The organism is Streptomyces sp. WAC07094, from assembly GCF_036320405.1.
In the GTDB taxonomy this organism is placed as follows: domain Bacteria; phylum Actinomycetota; class Actinomycetes; order Streptomycetales; family Streptomycetaceae; genus Streptomyces; species Streptomyces lannensis.
Map to the genome: position 1 here is coordinate 2,295,317 of NZ_JAVMJZ010000001.1, position 15,276 is coordinate 2,310,592.

At 70.6% G+C, this 15,276-nt stretch carries 15 protein-coding genes; 6 read left to right on the top strand and 9 right to left on the bottom strand.

Translation table 11 applies throughout. The annotated features are described in order from the left end of the window. The first annotated feature begins 32 nt into the window (after positions 1-32). Positions 33-269 carry a hypothetical protein gene (locus RCR19_RS10030; protein WP_331264827.1) on the top strand — a complete coding sequence of 79 codons (237 nt, stop codon included), beginning with the start codon at positions 33-35 and terminating at the stop codon, positions 267-269. A 253-nt stretch (positions 270-522) separates the two neighbouring features. On the opposite strand, the gene RCR19_RS10035 is transcribed toward RCR19_RS10030, so the two are convergent. Next, on the bottom strand, positions 523-1,689 hold the full coding sequence (locus RCR19_RS10035) for a citrate synthase (RefSeq protein WP_331264828.1): 1,167 nt from the start codon (positions 1,687-1,689) through the stop codon (positions 523-525). Positions 1,690-1,785: 96 nt separating this feature from the next. Between RCR19_RS10035 and RCR19_RS10040 the strand changes: the two genes are divergently transcribed. The 4 genes from RCR19_RS10040 (at position 1,786) to RCR19_RS10055 (ending at position 6,699) form a co-directional block, all read left to right on the top strand. Beyond that, on the top strand, positions 1,786-3,042 hold the full coding sequence (locus RCR19_RS10040; protein WP_331264829.1) for a citrate synthase: 1,257 nt from the start codon (positions 1,786-1,788) through the stop codon (positions 3,040-3,042). 174 nt (positions 3,043-3,216) lie between these two features. After that, positions 3,217-4,167, top strand: a complete 951-nt coding sequence (locus RCR19_RS10045) for a sucrase ferredoxin (RefSeq protein ID WP_331264830.1) — start codon at positions 3,217-3,219, stop codon at positions 4,165-4,167. Positions 4,168-4,279: 112 nt separating this feature from the next. Then, entirely contained in the window at positions 4,280-6,013 is a 1,734-nt protein-coding gene (locus RCR19_RS10050; RefSeq protein ID WP_331264831.1) for a sensor histidine kinase, read from the top strand. After that, positions 6,010-6,699: a response regulator gene (locus RCR19_RS10055; protein WP_331264832.1), complete on the top strand. Its 690-nt coding sequence runs from the start codon at positions 6,010-6,012 to the stop codon at positions 6,697-6,699. The genes RCR19_RS10050 and RCR19_RS10055 overlap by 4 nt, the downstream gene beginning before the upstream one ends. Positions 6,700-6,715: 16 nt before the next feature. On the opposite strand, the gene RCR19_RS10060 is transcribed toward RCR19_RS10055, so the two are convergent. The 3 genes from RCR19_RS10060 to RCR19_RS10070 all read right to left on the bottom strand — a co-directional run bounded on the left by RCR19_RS10060 (position 6,716) and on the right by RCR19_RS10070 (position 9,540). Next, a complete protein-coding gene (locus RCR19_RS10060; RefSeq protein WP_331264833.1) occupies positions 6,716-7,777 on the bottom strand; it encodes an ABC transporter substrate-binding protein in 1,062 nt (353 codons plus the stop codon). Between the two features lie 91 nt (positions 7,778-7,868). Continuing rightward, positions 7,869-8,735 (bottom strand): ABC transporter permease, encoded by an 867-nt coding sequence (locus RCR19_RS10065; RefSeq protein ID WP_331264834.1) that lies wholly within the window; start codon positions 8,733-8,735, stop codon positions 7,869-7,871. Further along, a complete protein-coding gene (locus tag RCR19_RS10070; protein WP_329508315.1) occupies positions 8,725-9,540 on the bottom strand; it encodes an ABC transporter ATP-binding protein in 816 nt (271 codons plus the stop codon). The genes RCR19_RS10065 and RCR19_RS10070 overlap by 11 nt, the downstream gene beginning before the upstream one ends. Positions 9,541-9,700: 160 nt before the next feature. On the opposite strand from RCR19_RS10070, the gene RCR19_RS10075 reads away from it, so the two are divergent. Continuing rightward, positions 9,701-10,393, top strand: coding sequence for a response regulator (locus RCR19_RS10075; protein ID WP_331264835.1), 693 nt, complete (start codon positions 9,701-9,703; stop codon positions 10,391-10,393). A gap of 52 nt (positions 10,394-10,445) precedes the next feature. Here the strand turns inward: RCR19_RS10075 and RCR19_RS10080 are convergent, their stop codons facing one another. The 5 genes from RCR19_RS10080 to RCR19_RS10100 all read right to left on the bottom strand — a co-directional run bounded on the left by RCR19_RS10080 (position 10,446) and on the right by RCR19_RS10100 (position 15,017). Further along, on the bottom strand, positions 10,446-12,038 hold the full coding sequence (locus tag RCR19_RS10080) for a cation acetate symporter (RefSeq protein WP_331264836.1): 1,593 nt from the start codon (positions 12,036-12,038) through the stop codon (positions 10,446-10,448). Beyond that, positions 12,035-12,595, bottom strand: coding sequence for a DUF485 domain-containing protein (locus tag RCR19_RS10085; protein WP_331264837.1), 561 nt, complete (start codon positions 12,593-12,595; stop codon positions 12,035-12,037). Before RCR19_RS10085 ends, RCR19_RS10080 begins: the two co-directional genes overlap by 4 nt. Positions 12,596-12,664: 69 nt before the next feature. Then, on the bottom strand, positions 12,665-13,348 hold the full coding sequence (locus RCR19_RS10090) for a response regulator transcription factor (RefSeq protein ID WP_331264838.1): 684 nt from the start codon (positions 13,346-13,348) through the stop codon (positions 12,665-12,667). Then, the gene (locus tag RCR19_RS10095) at positions 13,345-14,496 is read right to left on the bottom strand and encodes a histidine kinase (RefSeq protein WP_331264839.1); all 1,152 of its coding nucleotides are present in this window, start codon (positions 14,494-14,496) and stop codon (positions 13,345-13,347) included. Before RCR19_RS10095 ends, RCR19_RS10090 begins: the two co-directional genes overlap by 4 nt. After that, positions 14,493-15,017: a DUF1453 domain-containing protein gene (locus RCR19_RS10100; protein WP_331264840.1), complete on the bottom strand. Its 525-nt coding sequence runs from the start codon at positions 15,015-15,017 to the stop codon at positions 14,493-14,495. The genes RCR19_RS10095 and RCR19_RS10100 overlap by 4 nt, the downstream gene beginning before the upstream one ends. Positions 15,018-15,276: the final 259 nt, after the last annotated feature.

Here is a 15,276-nt window from a genome sequence, read left to right on the forward strand (position 1 = left end):
ACCACCTACTGCTCTGAGGACCGGGATCACCTTTGAAGATTGTGCGCCGGATCGGTGCATCTCCCCGTGAACGCGGCAGCGTGACAGGCGAGACCTGCCCCGACATCTTCGAACTGAGTGACGGCAACTTCGCCGTCATCGGGACCGAAGCCACCGCCAGGCTCGATGGCGAGCTGCCTGCCGACGCCGCACGGGCCGACTACGAACGCATCGTGATCATCAGCCGGGAGACCTTGGTCCGCGCCAAGGCCGAGATCCCGGACGCCTGAGCCTCCACCCTTCAGCTCCACACCCGCATCGCCCCACCGCACGCCATCTGCGCGCCGAGGGGCCGCACCCGGCCGAGCAGCACAACACCCGGTCCTCGCTCGGCGGCACGCGTCGTCGGGCCCGGCGCCAGATCGGCTCCGGGCCTCGCGCACAACACGCGGCCCCGGCTCTCCAAGAGCCCTGGTAGACATCGACCGCAGTTCTCCCCCGCCCGGCTCGGGATGAGACCCTCCTCGGCCATCCCCCCGGACGTCACGCCACCGTCGGCACGGCGACCGGTGGCACCGGGCCCACGTACCGGGCCGCTGGGCGGATGATTTTCGGGTCCTGCGCCTGTTCCAGGATGTTGGCGCTCCAGCCGACCACTCGGGCCGTCGCGAAGGTCGGTGTGAACATCTCGCGCGGGACACCGCAGAGTTCCATGACGACCCCGGCGTAGAACTCCACGTTCGTGTGCAGTTCGCGGCCGGGCTTCAGTTCGGCCAGGATCGCCTCCACGCGGCGCTCGACCTCGACCGCGAGGTCCACCAGCCCGCCGCCGAACCGCTGCGCGATACCCCGCAGCATCCTCGAGCGCGGGTCCTCCGTGCGGTAGACCGGGTGGCCGAAGCCCATGATGCGCTCGCTGGCAAGGACGCGCGCACGGATCCAGGCGTCGACGCGGTCCGGCGTGCCGATCGCATCGAGGGTGTCCAGGGCCCGGCTCGGCGCTCCACCGTGCAGCGGTCCGGACAGCGCGCCGACTGCCCCGACCAGGGCCGCCGCGACATCCGCACCCGTCGAGGTGATCACCCTCGCCGTGAATGTTGACGCATTGAATCCATGGTCAATGGTTGAGATCAAGTACTGCTCGATCGCGCGCGCATGCGCCTCGTCGGGCTCCGAACCGGTGAGCATATAGAGGTAGTTGGCCGCGTACGGCAGGTCCTCCCGCGGTTCGACCGGCCGCAGCCCCTGGCCCAGCCGGTACAGCGCCGTCAACAGCGTGGGCACGACTGCCGCCGCCGCCAGAGTGTCCTCGCGGCGCCGGTCCGCATCGATGTCGTACACCGGCCGGAACCCCTTCGAGGCGCCGAGCAGGGAGAGCGCCGTACGCAGACCCGACAGCGGGCCGGACCGGCCGCTCGCGGTCGCCACCGCGGGAAGCGCGGCCCGGACGTCGTCGGGAAGGCGGCGCAGGGCGGCGGTCCTGGCTGCGAACGCGGACCGCTGCGCCGGGTCCGGCAGCGCGCCGTGGACCATCAGGTGCCAGACGTCCTCGAAGCCGCGGGTCAGCGCGAGTTCGACGGCCGAGTACTCCCGGTAGTGGTAGAAGCCCTCGAGCCCACGGACGTCACCCAGTTCGGTGTCGGTGACCACGACACCCGCGAGCCCGCGCGGCACCTCCACGGGGGTGGATGCGGCCCTGCTGATCGACATGTGTCCTCCTTGGAATTGACTCGACTGTCCATGCTTGACTCAACATCTGTCAATATTGATTGAATCAATGTGCGATCCATGGGTACGGTGACGGCCATGAGGGATCAGGGCACGACTCGCGGGCACGACGGAACTCGGATCACCACCAGGGAGGCGGCCGAACTCCTCGGGGTGAAACCGGAGACCGTGTACGCCTATGTGAGCCGTGGCCAGCTCAGCAGCAGGCGGGAGCCCGGCGGCCGGGGCAGCACCTTCGACGCCGAGGAGGTGGCGGCCCTCGCGCGGCGCAACAGGCGTGAGCCGGCCGGAGGTTCACCCGCCGCCGGTGAACTCTCGGTCCGCACGTCCATCACCCTCATCGAGAAGGACCGGTACTTCTACCGGGGCGTCGACGCCACCGAGCTGGCCGACCGGCACTCCTACGAGGAGATCGCCGAGTGGCTGTGGACCGGACGGCTGCGGCCCGGAATCACCTTCACCGCCCCGGAGTCCGCCGTCACCGTCGCACGCCGAGCGGTGGCCGCGCTGCCCGAGCACACCGGCCCCACCGACCGGCTGAGGGTGGCGGCGATCGCCGCGGCCACCGCGGACCCGCTGCGCTTCGATCTGTCGCCGCAGGCCGTCCTCGGCGCCGCCCGCACCCTCATCCCCACACTGGTCGCCGCCCTCCCGCCACTGCGGCCCGACCACCGCGACGAGGGCCCGCTGGCGCGGCGCCTGTGGGGGCGGCTCACCGGACGCGACCCCGACGAGACGTCAGTACGCGCGCTGGACACCGCACTCGGACTTCTCGTCGACCACGACCTGGCCGCCTCCACCCTCGCGGTCCGCGTCGCCGCGTCCGCCCGCGCTCACGCGTACGCCGCCGTCTCCGCGGGCCTCGGTGTCCTGGAGGGCCCCCTGCACGGTGCGGCCGGCGGCCTGGCGCACCGGATGCTCCTCGACGTCCTGGACCGGGGCACCGCGGCCCCCGTGGTCGCCGACGAACTCCGTGCGGGGCGCACGATCCCCGGGCTCGGGCATCGGCTGTATCCGGGCGAGGACCCCCGCGCGCGTGCGCTGTTCTCCGTCCTGGAGGAGCTGCCTGCCGCGGCACCGGCCCTGGCGGCCGCGCGGGACATCGTCTCCACTACGGCCCGCCACGCTCCGCTGCACGCCAATGTCGACCTGGCCCTGGCCGTCCTCACGGTCGCCTCCGGCATGAAGACCACGGCGGCGGAGACGGTCTTCGCCGTGGCCCGCGCGGCGGGCTGGATCGCCCACACCCTGGAGGAGTACGAAGAACGTCCGCTGCGCATGCGCCCGAGCGGTCGCTATGCGGGGGCGCGACCGCCACAGCCGCTCCCCCGGTGAACGGAGCGCGCCCACGACCGCAACCGCGCACCGGGTGAGCCGGTGCGCGGCCGCATCCGGCCCGCTCCCCTGTGCGCTTCGCGTGCCTACGGCGCACCCCCGATGCGCCCCGAATGCGCCCCTGTTCGCGGGGCTGGAAGTCATCGCCGCCGAAGTCAGGTTAGGCTCACCTCTGTGAGTACGTGCACGACCGCATCACGGGACCTCGACGAGCCTCTCGCAGGGACCGCGGCGACCGCGAGGACATGGCTGCTCCTGGAACAGCCCGGCCCCTGGGGTCCGAAAGCGCTCACATCGAGCCACCTGGATCCCGAGCTCGGCCGCGCCCTCGAGGCGGCCGCGGAGGGCACAGGTGTGCGGATCGCGCTCATCCGCCGCCCCGGCCGGCACGCCGACTGCGGCACACCCGCCGCACGGCAGATCTATGCCGCCCACACCCTTCCGGGCCACGTGTGGCTGCGCACCGCCACGACCTCCGAGCCGGAGCGGCTGCTCGACCTGGACTTCACCGCGCTCGGCCGCGGGGACTCCGGCACCTTCGACTCGGTCTTCCGGGCCGAACCCCATACAGGCGATCCGCTCGCGTTCGTCTGCACCAACGGCAAGCGGGACCGTTGCTGCGCCCTCCTCGGCCGCCCATTGGCGACCGAGCTGACCAGCTCCGGAGTCGAGGGGGTCTGGGAGGTCACTCATCTGGGTGGCCATCGCTTCTCACCCACGCTGCTCGTGCTTCCGTTCGGATACGCGTACGGACGTGCCCAGGCCCCGCACGTCAAGGAGATCCTCCAAGGAGTGCGTGACGGACGGGTCGTGGTGGAGGGATGCCGTGGCAGCTCCGCCTGGGAACGACCCGCACAGGCGGCGGAACTCGCCGTCCGCACTGCGGCCCACGAGTACGCGGCGGACGCGCTGACCGTCGTCCGCACGGACGGGACCGCGCCCCGCTGGGAGGTCACCGTCGCCCACACCGACGGCCGGCTGTGGCGCGTCCTGGTCGCGCAGGGGGCGTCCCTGCCCCCACGCCCCGACAGCTGCGGCAGCCCGCTCGGCTCACCGGCCCGGATGGACGTCGTGTCGGTACGCGAGTTGCTCACCACGGTGGTCGGCGGCCCCGCGCACTGCTGAACTCCCGCCCTCCACGGCAACGGTCGGCCCTCACAGCCCTCGCGCACGCCCCTCGGGAGATCCGTGCCACATCTGCGGAGGCAACGCGCCCGCGCACCCGTACCGTCTACGCATGACCCCCTCTCCCCCTGCACGACGACTGCGCCTCGGTCTGCCGCGGCGTATGTTCTCGCAGCTCCTGCTGACGCAGGTGGCGATCGCCGCGGGCGTCGCCGTGCTCGCCACCGGACTGTTCCTGGCCCCGCTCGGCCGGTTGCTCGACGACCAGGCGATGCACCAGGCGCTGGCGATCGCGCAGACCACCGCGGTCCAGCCGCAGATCGCCCGTGACCTGCAGTCGACGCTGCCGTCCCCGCAAGGACCTGTGCAGGCGGAGGCGGAACACATCCGCAAGGCGAGCAAGGCCGAGTACGTCGTGGTGATGAACATGAGGGGGGTGCGCTGGTCGCACCCGGACATCACGCAGATCGGCCGGGTCGTGTCCACCGACCCGCGACAGGCCCTGGCCGGCGAGGAGGTCATGCAGATCGACAGCGGCACCCTGGGGCGCTCGGCCCGCGGCAAGGTGCCGCTGCGCGACGCACGGGGCAGGATCATCGGCGCGGTCTCCGTGGGCATCGAGTACAACAGCGTGCGGGCCAGGCTGCTGCACGCGATCCCCGGACTGTTCGCCTACGCGGGTGCGGCCCTCGCCATCGGTGCCCTCGCCGCGTATCTGATCGCGCGCAGGGTCCAGCGGCAGACCCGAGACCTCGCCTTCTCCGACATCTCGGCGCTGCTCGCGGAGCGCGAGGCGATGCTGCACGGCATCAGGGAGGGCGTGGTCGCCCTGGACCGGACGGGCCGGGTACGGCTCGTGAACGACGAGGCGCAACGCCTGCTGGGCATCGGTGACGAGGTCGTCGGGCAGTCCCTCGACGAGGCGCTCGGCGAGGGCCGTACGACGGACGTCCTCGCCGGTCGTGTCGCCGGCACCGATCTGCTCACCGTGCGCGGTCAGCGTGTCCTCGTCGCCAACCGCATGCCCACCGACGACGGGGGTGCCGTCGCCACCCTGCGCGACCGCACCGAGCTCGAACAGCTGGGCCGGGAGCTGGACTCCACCCGTGGTCTGATCGACGCCCTGCGTGCGCAGGACCACGAGCACGCCAATCGGATGCACACGCTCCTGGGACTGCTCGAACTGGAGATGTACGACGACGCGGTGGAGTTCGTCGACGAGGTGGTGGGCGACCACAGGACCACCGCGGAACAGGTCACCGAGAAGATCCACGATCCGCTGCTCGCCGCCTTGCTGGTGGGCAAGGCCACGGTCGCCGCGGAGCGCGGCGTGGCACTGTGGATCGCGGACCGGACGCTGCTGCCCGACCGGCTGATCGATCCGAGAGGGCTGGTCACGATCGTCGGCAACCTGGTCGACAACGCGCTTGACGCCGTGGCCGGCACCCGGCACGCGCGCGTGGAGGTCGAACTGCGCGCGGAGGAGCGCACGGCGGTCCTCCGGGTCCGGGACACGGGACCCGGAATCCCTGCCGAACGCCGGGAGTTGATCTTCACTGACGGATGGTCCACCAAGCAGCCGCCGTCCCACGGCAAACGCGGTATCGGCCTCTCCCTGGTGCGCCGTCTCGCCGAACGTCATGGAGGCAGCGCTCGGGTGGGCGAAGCCCACGGCGGGGGTGCGGAGTTCACCGTCGTGCTGCCCGACGCCCTCGAAGCGCCCGGCCGGACACCGGAGCCGCCCTCCGAGGACCCCCGGCACCGCGTCCGCGCCCAGGAAGCACCGGCAGAAGAGAACCTGCTCCCGCAGACGCCCGTTCACTTCCCCGGAGAGGAGACGCGATGACCCGGCCCATCGAGGTACTGGTCGTGGACGACGACGCCCGGGTCGCCCGCGTCAACGCCGCCTACGTCGACAAGGTCCCCGGCTTTCGGGTGACGGGCCAGGCGCACAACGCGGCGAGCGCCCTGCACCTGTTGGGGACTGCGCCGCGCCCCGACCTGATGTTGCTGGACCACTACCTCCCCGACGCCACGGGGCTCGATGTCGTCCGGGAGATGCGGCGGCGCGGTCACGAGACGGACGTGATCATGGTGACGGCGGCGCGGGACGTCCGCACGGTGCAGGCGGCGATGCGACAGGGCGCACTCCAGTACCTGGTCAAGCCGTTCGCCTTCGTGGGGCTGCGCACCAGGCTGGAGGCGTACGCCGAACTGCGCCGCACGCTCGACGGCGGCGGTCGGGCGGAACAGGCGGAGGTCGACCGGATCTTCGGCGCCATGTCTGCGGCCACGGAACCGGGACTGCCCAAGGGGCACTCCCCCACCACCGCGGATCTCGTGGGGCGTGCCCTGGTGAACGCCAAAGGACCGCTGTCCGCCCAGGAGATCGCCGAGCGGACCGGACTGAGCCGGCAGACCGCCCAGCGCTATCTGAAACTGCTGGAGCGCACGGGAAGGGCCACGTTGACCCTCAAATACGGCGACGCGGGCCGCCCGGAGCATCGCTACGTCTGGGCGGCCCACGCCTGAGACGGTGCCGGTCGGCTCAGCCCGCTGCCTTCTCCACGAACTCCGTGGTGTACGTCTTGTCGAGATCGATGGTGGCGTTCTTGATATTGGGGTTGAACGCCTTGAGGACCTTCTCGACCGTCTCGGGTCCGTTCTCCGGCATCACGCCGTCCTTGGTGAACATCGGGAGCGTGCTCTTGATGGCGTTCGCGTAGAGCGTCTTGTCGCCCTGCGAGTAGTCGGCCGGCATCTTTGCGGCGATCTCGTCGGCGGAGTGCGTGGACATCCACTTCAAGGTCTTGACGAAGGCGTTGACCAGCTTCTGGACGGTGGCCTTGTGGCCGTCGACCCACTCCGTCTGCATGTAGAGACTGGACGACGGGTACGGGCCGCCCAGCGCCTCCTGCGACCCCTGTGGGGTCCGCATGTCGACGAGCACCGTGCCGAGCTTCTTCTGGAGCACGGTGGCGACGGTCGGATCGGTGGTCATTCCGGCGTCGATGGAGCCCTTCTGGAGGGCGGAGACGAACGTGGGTCCTGCGCCGACGGCGACCGGGCTGAACTCGCTCGTCTGGACCCCGTTCTTGACCGCGAGGTACTTGGTGAGGAAGTCCGTCGAGGAGCCGAGGCCGGTGACTCCGAGCTTCTTGCCCTTGAAGTCCTTGAGCGACGTGATGTCCTTCGAGGCCTTGGCGGAAACGATCTCGACCTCACCGGGTGCGTGCGAGAACTGCACCACGGACTCGACGTGCTTGCCCTTGGTCTGCAGATCGAGGGTGTGGTCGTAGAAGCCGACGGCACCCTGGACCTGCCCGGAGACCAGTGCGGTCTCGGCCTGCACACCGGCGGGCTCGCTCAGCAGTTCCACGTCGAGGCCCTCGGCGTCGAAGTAGCCGAGCCGCTGGGTGAGCATCGCGGGCATGTAGATGACCTTGTCCAGGCCACCGACCATGATCTTGACCTTCTCGCCCTTGCCGTCGCCCTTGCCGCCGGATCCGGACGCGGCGGTGGACGCCGCGTCATTGGCGCAGGCGGTGAGCGAGGTGGCGGCGAGCAGACCGGCCGCGGCTAGGCAGGCGATTCTGGCGGACTTGCGCATGACGGTTCACGTCCTTGTGAGATGGCGGTGCGGGAAGAGGTGGTGCGTGTGGGGGCCGGCGGCCGCGCCCGACGAGGGCCCGAGGGGCCGGTCAGTGCCCGGAATCCGTCGCCTTCCAGCGGAAGATGCGGCGCTCGGCGAAGGTGAGCAGCCCTTCGGCCACCAGCGCGACGACGGCGAGGATGACCATCGCGGCATACACACCGGCCGCGTTGAAGGTGCCCTGGGACTGTGCGACGAGCAGGCCGACACCCTTGGTGGCGCCGATGTACTCGCCGACGATGGCGCCGATCAGCGCGAAGCCGAAGCTGACATGGAGACTGGTGAAGATCCATGAGGTGGCCGACGGAATGACGACCTGAAGCGTCACCCGCCGGTCGCTGGCGCCCAGGATGCGGGCGTTGGAGACCAGGTTGCGGTCGACCTCGCGGGCGCCCTGGAAGGCGTTGAAGAAGACCGGGAAGAAGACCAGGACGACAGCCGAGGCGATCTTGGAGGACGGGCCGAGTCCGAACCAGATCACGAAGATCGGGGCAAGGACGATCCTGGGTATGGAGTTGAGCACCTTGATGTATGGACCAAGGACATCGGCGAGGAAGGCGATCCTCCCCAGCGCGATACCGAACACCACGCCGGCCGCCACACCGATGACCCAGCCGAGCAGCGCCTCCTGGAGCGTGACCCAGATCTGCTCGCCGAGCGAGCCGAGCGCGGTGCCGTGGGTGATCCAGGTGTAGATCTGGTCCCATACCTTCGAAGGCATCGAGAAGTTGAACGGATCGATGACCTTGGCCCGGGACAGCGCCTCCCAGAGGCCGAGCACGGCCACCAGCAGCAGCACACGCGCGACCAGGACGACGGCCTTGCGCCTGCGGGCGGCACGCGCCCGGGACTCGGCACGGCCGGGCTGCTTGGAGGCGTCCACGGGAGCCGACGCGGAGATGACCTCAGGCGACATGGGCGGCACCCCTTTCGCGCGTGATGCGGACCTCTTCGCCGAGGGACTCCCAGATCTCGCGGTAGATCTCGATGAACCGCGGTTCCAGTCGCACCGATTCCACCTTGCGCGGCCGCGGCAGGTCGATGTCGAAGATGTGCTTCACGGTCGCGGGTCCGGCGGTCATCACGACGACCTTGTCGGCCAGCGCGATCGACTCCTCCAGGTCGTGGGTGACGAAGACGACCGAGGCGCCCGTGCCCTCCCACAGCTCCAGCAGCTCGTCCGACATCAGCGCCCTGGTCTGCACGTCGAGCGCCGAGAACGGCTCGTCCATCAGCAGGATCTCGGGGTCGTTGACAAAAGTGGCGGCGAGGGCGACACGCTTGCGCTGGCCACCGGAGAGCTGATGCGGGTAGCGGTCCTCGAAGGCCGCGAGCCCGACCCGTGCCAGCCACTCGCGCGCCTTCTGCTTCGCCTCCGCCTTGGGCACACCACGAAAGCGGGGGCCCGCCATGACGTTGGACAGAACCGTGCGCCAGGGAAACGTGGCGTCCTGCTGGAAGACGAAGCCGACCTTGTCCCCGACTCCCGCCACCGGCGCGCCGGCCACCAGCACCTCGCCCTCGGTGGGCTCCTCCAGCCCGCTGACCAGCGTCAGGGTCGTCGACTTGCCGCAACCGGTGGGTCCGACGACGGCGACGAACTCACCGCGGCCGACGGTCAGATCAAGCCCCCTGACGGCCGTGTGCAGACCCCCTGACGGGGTCCGGAAGGTCTTGCTCGCGCCCCGTAGCTCGATGGCGGGGCTGGTGTCTGCGCTCATGGCCGGGACCGTAGATGTCGTGGACACCGCGGCAGCAGTCTTCTGGGCGCAAGACCTACTTCTGCTTGCAAGAGTCTGTTGTGCTCATTTTGCTCGCGCTACAACTGCGGAGCCGAAACACGGGCTTAACGCTCGCCTGGCCTTGAGGGAGAGAGGCCCGATGATAAACGTCCTGATCGTGGACGACGACTTCCGTGTCGCCGAGATCAACGCCAAGTACGTGGGGAAGGTTCCCGGCTTCCGGGTCGCCTCCCGCGCGCACAGTGCCGCCCAGGCGCTGGCCGCGGTGGAGCGCGCCACGATCGACCTGGTTCTGCTCGACCACTACCTGCCCGATCAAACGGGGCTCGAACTGGTCCACCGCATGCGGGAGCAAGGCCATGGCACCGACGTCATCATGATCACGGCCGCCGGCGACGTGGCCACGGTGCAGGCAGCGATGCGTCTGGGCGCACTGCACTACCTGGTGAAGCCGTTCACTTTCACGGCCCTGCGCACACGCCTGGACTCGTATGCCGCCCTGCGCCGGACGGTCGACCGCGTCGGCGGCCGGGGGGTGGCCGGCCAGGAACAGGTCGACCGCATCTTCGGCGCCCTGCGCACCACGCCGGCGTCCTCCTCACCCGGGCTGCCCAGCGGCCACTCGGAGCCGACCACGGACCTCATATGCGATGTACTGCACCGGTCCGGCCGGCCGCTCTCGGCCCATGAGGTGGCCGCGCGGACGGGGTTGAGCCGCTCCACCGCCCAGCGCTATCTGCGCCGCCTCGAGCAGGTGGGCCGACTGCAGCTCTCCCTGAAGTACGGCGACACGGGGCGGCCCGAACACCGGTACGCGTGGGTGGCGCCGTAGCAGAGGGTGCGCGGGCCGTGCGGCCCGCGCACCACAGCGTGGTACCAGCGGGTCAGACCGCGCCCGCCCCCGTCAGCGACCGCACCTCGGTCTCCGCGTGCTTGGCCTCGTCCGGCTGTTCCCCCGAGGTGACCGTGCCGAGCCAGCCCGCGACGAAGCCGAGCGGGATGGAGACGATGCCGGGGTTCTGCAGCGGGAAGTACTGGAAGTCGACCGCGGGGAACAGCGAATCGGGACTGCCCGAGACGACCGGCGACAGCAGCACGAGTACCAGGGCGGGCACCAGGCCGCCGTAGACCGCCCACACGGCGCCGCGTGTCGTGAAGCCGCGCCAGAAGAGCGAATAGATCAACGCGGGAAGGTTCGCGGAGGCGGAGACGGCGAAGGCGAGCCCCACCAGGAAGGCCACATTGAGATCGCGGGCCAGCAACCCGAGCGCGATCGCCACCACACCGATTCCGGCGGCCGCGACCCGCGCCACGGTCACCTCGCTGCGCGCCCCGGTCCGACGGCGTCTCAGCGATGCGTACAGATCGTGCGCGACGGCGGCCGAGGAGGCCAGGGTGATGCCCGCGACCACCGCGAGGATCGTGGCGAAGGCGATCGCGGCGACCATCGCGAACAGGACCGTCCCGCCTGCGGATTCCGCGCCGCCCCCCAGTTTCAGGGCCAGCAGCGGTACCGCTGTGTTGCCGGCCGTGTTCGACTCCCGCACGGCGTCGGGTCCGACCACGGCCGCCGCGCCGAAGCCCAGCACGATCGTCATCAGGTAGAAGCCGCCGATGAGCCCGACCGACCAGACGACGGAGCGACGGGCGGCCCGCGCCGTCGGCACGGTGTAGAAGCGGGAGAGGATGTGGGGCAGCCCGGCCGTCCCCAGTACCAGCGCCAGTCCCAGGCTGATGAAGTCGATGCGGGCGGTCCAGTTCCCGCCGTACTTCAGCCCCGGCGCAAGAAACGCCTCGCCGTGCCCGCTGCGCTCCGCCGCGGTCCGCAGCAAGGAGTCGAGGTCCCCGTGGAAGCGCATCAGGACGAGGACGGTCAGCGCCACCGTGCCCCCGAGCAGCAGCACGGCCTTGACGATCTGGATCCAGGTCGTGGCCCGCATCCCGCCCAGGGACACATAGATCACCATCAGCGCGCCGACGACGATCACGGTCCAGGATCGCGCCGCGGGGCTCGTCCCGCCGAACAGCAGCGCCACGAGACTGCCCGCGCCCACCATCTGCGCCACGAGGTACAGCACGGACACGGTCACCGAGGACGTCCCCACCGCGACCCGGACCGGCCGCTCCCTCATCCGGGCCGCCACGACGTCCGCCAGCGTGAACCGTCCGCAGTTGCGAACAAGTTCGGCGACGAAGAACAGCACCACGAGCCAGGCGACGAGGAAACCCACGACATAGAGCAGCCCGTCGTAGCCGAAGAGAGCGATCAGTCCGGTGACACCCAGGAAGGATGCGGCGGACATGTAGTCGCCTGCAATGGCAAAACCATTCTCCATCGGCGAGAACAGTCGCCCGCCCGCGTAGAACTCCTCCGCCGAACCGTGCCGGTTGCGGCTCACCCAGGTGGTGATCGCCAGCGTGATCGCCACGAACACACTGAACAGCACCAGAGCCAGTGCCTGATGGTGCTCGCTCACCGCTCGCCGCCCTTGAGTCCCCGCGTCAACTCTTGTGTTTGCCAGCGCAGATCGAGAGCCGCCCGGTCCCGGCGCAACCGGGCGTGCCACGCGTACGCCCAGGTGAGCAGGAAGGTCGTCAGGAACTGCCCGAGTCCCGCCACCATCGCCACGTTCACCGCGCCGGCCACCGGCCGTGCCATCAGCCCCGGCGCGGTCTGCGCGGTCACCACATAGCCCAGGTACCAGGCCAGGAACGCGACGAGACCCGGGACCACGAATCTCCGGTACCGGCTGCGCACCTCCTGGAAGGCCGCGCTGCGCTGCACCCCCAGATACACCTCCCCCGCACGGGAGGCGCCCTCCTCGCGTCGCGCGGGCGGCACCACGGGGGCGGGAGCACCTGTCCCGTCCAGTTCGCCCCAACCGGAGGCGAGCGCGTCGTACCAGGGGTCGTCGTGCCTGATGTGTCCGGCCGCCCCCATGGACGCGGGGGCCGCGTCACGGCCTTCGTGCCTCTCGACCGGACTCTCGGGACCGCCCCCGCCTCCGCCGGGACGGTCATTGCTTGACTTCATGCCCAAGGATGGACAGATCGGGAAGTTCCCCGGCTCTCCTTCCCCGTGCTCTTCACCCCATCAGGTGACTCAGCGCGAGGGCGGTCTGACCAGACCGTTTGCATACGCGTAACGGACCGCCCCCGCACGGTCCTTGAGCCCGGTCTTGGCGAAGAGATTGTTGATGTGGGTCTTCACGGTGGCCGTGGAGACATGAAGCCTGCGGGCGATCTCCTGATTGGTCAGTCCGTCGGCGATCAGCACGAGCACCTCCGTCTCCCGTGCGGTGAGCCCGTCCGGCGGCTCCGCGGGCGCGGCCGTCTGCCGCTCGGGCTCCGACAGCCGCTCCAGCAGCCGTCGCTGGATGCTCGGGGAGAGCCCCGCGTCCCCGGACAGCACGCTCCGCACGGCCCGCACGATCTCGTCGCCGCCCGCGTCCTTGGTCAGATACCCGCGCGCCCCCGCCTTCAGCGCCGGGAACAGCGACTCGTCGTCCGCGTAGGTGGTGAGCACGACGACCTGGGTGCCCGGGTGCTCGCTGCGGATGCGCCGCGTCGCCTCGACGCCGTCGCAGCGCGGCATGCGCAGGTCCATCAGCACCACGTCCGGAGACAGCTCGGCGACGAGCTTCACCGCCTCCTCCCCGTCCCCGGCCGCGCCGACGACCTCGACGCCGGGAAGCAGACCCAGCAGCATCACGATGCCCTCGCGCACCACCGTCTGGTCGTCCGCCACCACCACCCGCGCCGGCCTGCCGCCCTCCTCCTCCGTCATACCGGCACCTTCAACGTCACCACGAATCCCTCCTCGCCGGGCCCGGCCTCCAGCGAACCGCCGAGCAGTTCGGCGCGCTCCCGCATGCCCAGCAGACCGTACCCGGCGCCCGTGCCGGTCAGTTCGCCCGGCGAACCCCCCGAGTCCCGCACGTCCAGCATCACTTGGTGCTCGGCGTACTCCAGCCGAATACTCACCTTGGCGCCGGGGGCGTGCTTGCGGACGTTCGTCATGGCCTCCTGGGCGACCCTGCGAACCGCCTGCGAGGCCTCGGCGGGCAGCGGTTTGCTCTCACCCGACACGGTGACGTCCGCGCGGTCCGCCGTGGCGACGAGCTCACTCAGGAAGTCCTCGAGCGGGGACATCTCACCACGCAGCGCCGAGAGCGCCTGCCGGGTCTCGGCGAGTCCTTCCCTGGCCATCCCCCGGGCCGCCACGACCCGCTCCAGGATCCTGTCCCGCTCGGCCCCCGACTCGATCAGAAGCCGGGCCGCCTCCAGATGCACAAGCTGCGCGGAGAGGCTGTGCGCCAGCACGTCGTGGATGTCCCGTGCGATCCGGGTCCGCTCCGCGAGGGCCGCCGACTCGGCCTCGGCCACCCGCGCGGCGCGCTCCTGGGCGAGCAGCCGCAAGGCCCCGCCCCGCGCCTCCGCGTCGAGGCGCAGCACGTAGCCCGCGAGGGCGATGCCGACCGTGGTGGCCAGGGTGGTCAACCAGTCGTCGTTGTTGACCGCGGCGTACGCACCGAGACCGACGCCTGCGGCGGGTACGGCGGCGGCGAGGGGCAGCCGTTCCATGGCGACGACGGCACAGGCGCACCAGAACACGAGCGCCGGGATGCGCAGACCCGCGAGGTGCCCCACGAGTGCCAGCCCGAGGAGCCCCGCGAGCAGGCAGACCGAAGGCAGGAGCCGATGGTGCAGTGTGGTCCGGTGGAAGGCCCAGCCCGCCACCGCGCACACCAGCACCCCGGCCGCGGCCGCCACCGCGCCCCACATGGGCAGTCGGCCGCCGGTGAAGGTGGTCCACAGGAGCATTCCGGCGGCGAAGAGCCGTCCACACCAGCCGAGCGCGCGCCGGGCACCGGACACCCCCCTGCGGGAGAGTGCCTCACGCGAGGGCCAGCGCGTCCACACATTGTCCGTCACACACGCTCCTTCGGTGCGGGCCGGCGCATGCCGTCACCGTACGCCGAGGCCGGCCCGTCAGCCGAGACGAGGGACCTCACCCGCCGGACCAGGAACCCCGAGCGCACCAGCAGCGTGCCCGCCAGGGCGAGCAGAAGGGCGGAGCTGTCCTGGTGGACGCCCAGCGCTGCCCCGACCGCGAAGAGACCGACCCGCAGGGCGATACCGCAGATCCAGACGCTGATGCTCGCCTTGGTGCTCTTGCTCCACGCGGTGCCGTCCGCCTCCAGCCATATCCGGGTGGTCCAGGCCCAGCCGGCCCCGGTGGCCACGCCGATCAGCAATTCGGTGCCAAGCAGGAGGGCGGACACCGTGGGGTGATGGGGATCGAGCAGGCCGGGTCGACGCAGCGCGAGAACGATGAGGACCACCGGGACCAGCCACCAGCGCCGGTCGGCGTCGATCCGGCGTGCCCGGAACTGGCGCACGATCACCAGGGCGACCACGGCCACGATCACCAATGCGTTGACCAGCCCGGACATCACTGCCTCCGTGAGCGGAAGGGAAGGAAGCCGACGGCATCTGCCGTCGACACCCAGGACGCTACGGAAGTCGGCAGGTCAGCAGATCGGCGTCGGGGTGGATCGTGGGTGGAATCGGCACCGCCCGCCCTCTCCACCCTGGGGTGGAGGAAGTCCTCGACAGCCGCTCGTCGCAAGGGCGCACACCCAGGGGCACCGGTCGGACACGGCCGCCGATACCGATCGGAGCCGGTGCCGGGTGTCGTCGGTCCCGTCCGTC

Coding starts and splice junctions, on each gene's coding strand:
- RCR19_RS10100 (WP_331264840.1), bottom strand. CDS start 15,017: ATGTCCGGGCTGGTCAACGCATTGGTGATCGTGGCCGTGGTCGCCCTG.
- RCR19_RS10055 (WP_331264832.1), top strand. CDS start 6,010: ATGACCCGGCCCATCGAGGTACTGGTCGTGGACGACGACGCCCGGGTC.
- RCR19_RS10075 (WP_331264835.1), top strand. CDS start 9,701: ATGATAAACGTCCTGATCGTGGACGACGACTTCCGTGTCGCCGAGATC.
- RCR19_RS10090 (WP_331264838.1), bottom strand. CDS start 13,348: ATGACGGAGGAGGAGGGCGGCAGGCCGGCGCGGGTGGTGGTGGCGGAC.
- RCR19_RS10050 (WP_331264831.1), top strand. CDS start 4,280: ATGACCCCCTCTCCCCCTGCACGACGACTGCGCCTCGGTCTGCCGCGG.
- RCR19_RS10085 (WP_331264837.1), bottom strand. CDS start 12,595: ATGAAGTCAAGCAATGACCGTCCCGGCGGAGGCGGGGGCGGTCCCGAG.
- RCR19_RS10040 (WP_331264829.1), top strand. CDS start 1,786: ATGAGGGATCAGGGCACGACTCGCGGGCACGACGGAACTCGGATCACC.
- RCR19_RS10070 (WP_329508315.1), bottom strand. CDS start 9,540: ATGAGCGCAGACACCAGCCCCGCCATCGAGCTACGGGGCGCGAGCAAG.
- RCR19_RS10035 (WP_331264828.1), bottom strand. CDS start 1,689: ATGTCGATCAGCAGGGCCGCATCCACCCCCGTGGAGGTGCCGCGCGGG.
- RCR19_RS10065 (WP_331264834.1), bottom strand. CDS start 8,735: ATGTCGCCTGAGGTCATCTCCGCGTCGGCTCCCGTGGACGCCTCCAAG.
- RCR19_RS10060 (WP_331264833.1), bottom strand. CDS start 7,777: ATGCGCAAGTCCGCCAGAATCGCCTGCCTAGCCGCGGCCGGTCTGCTC.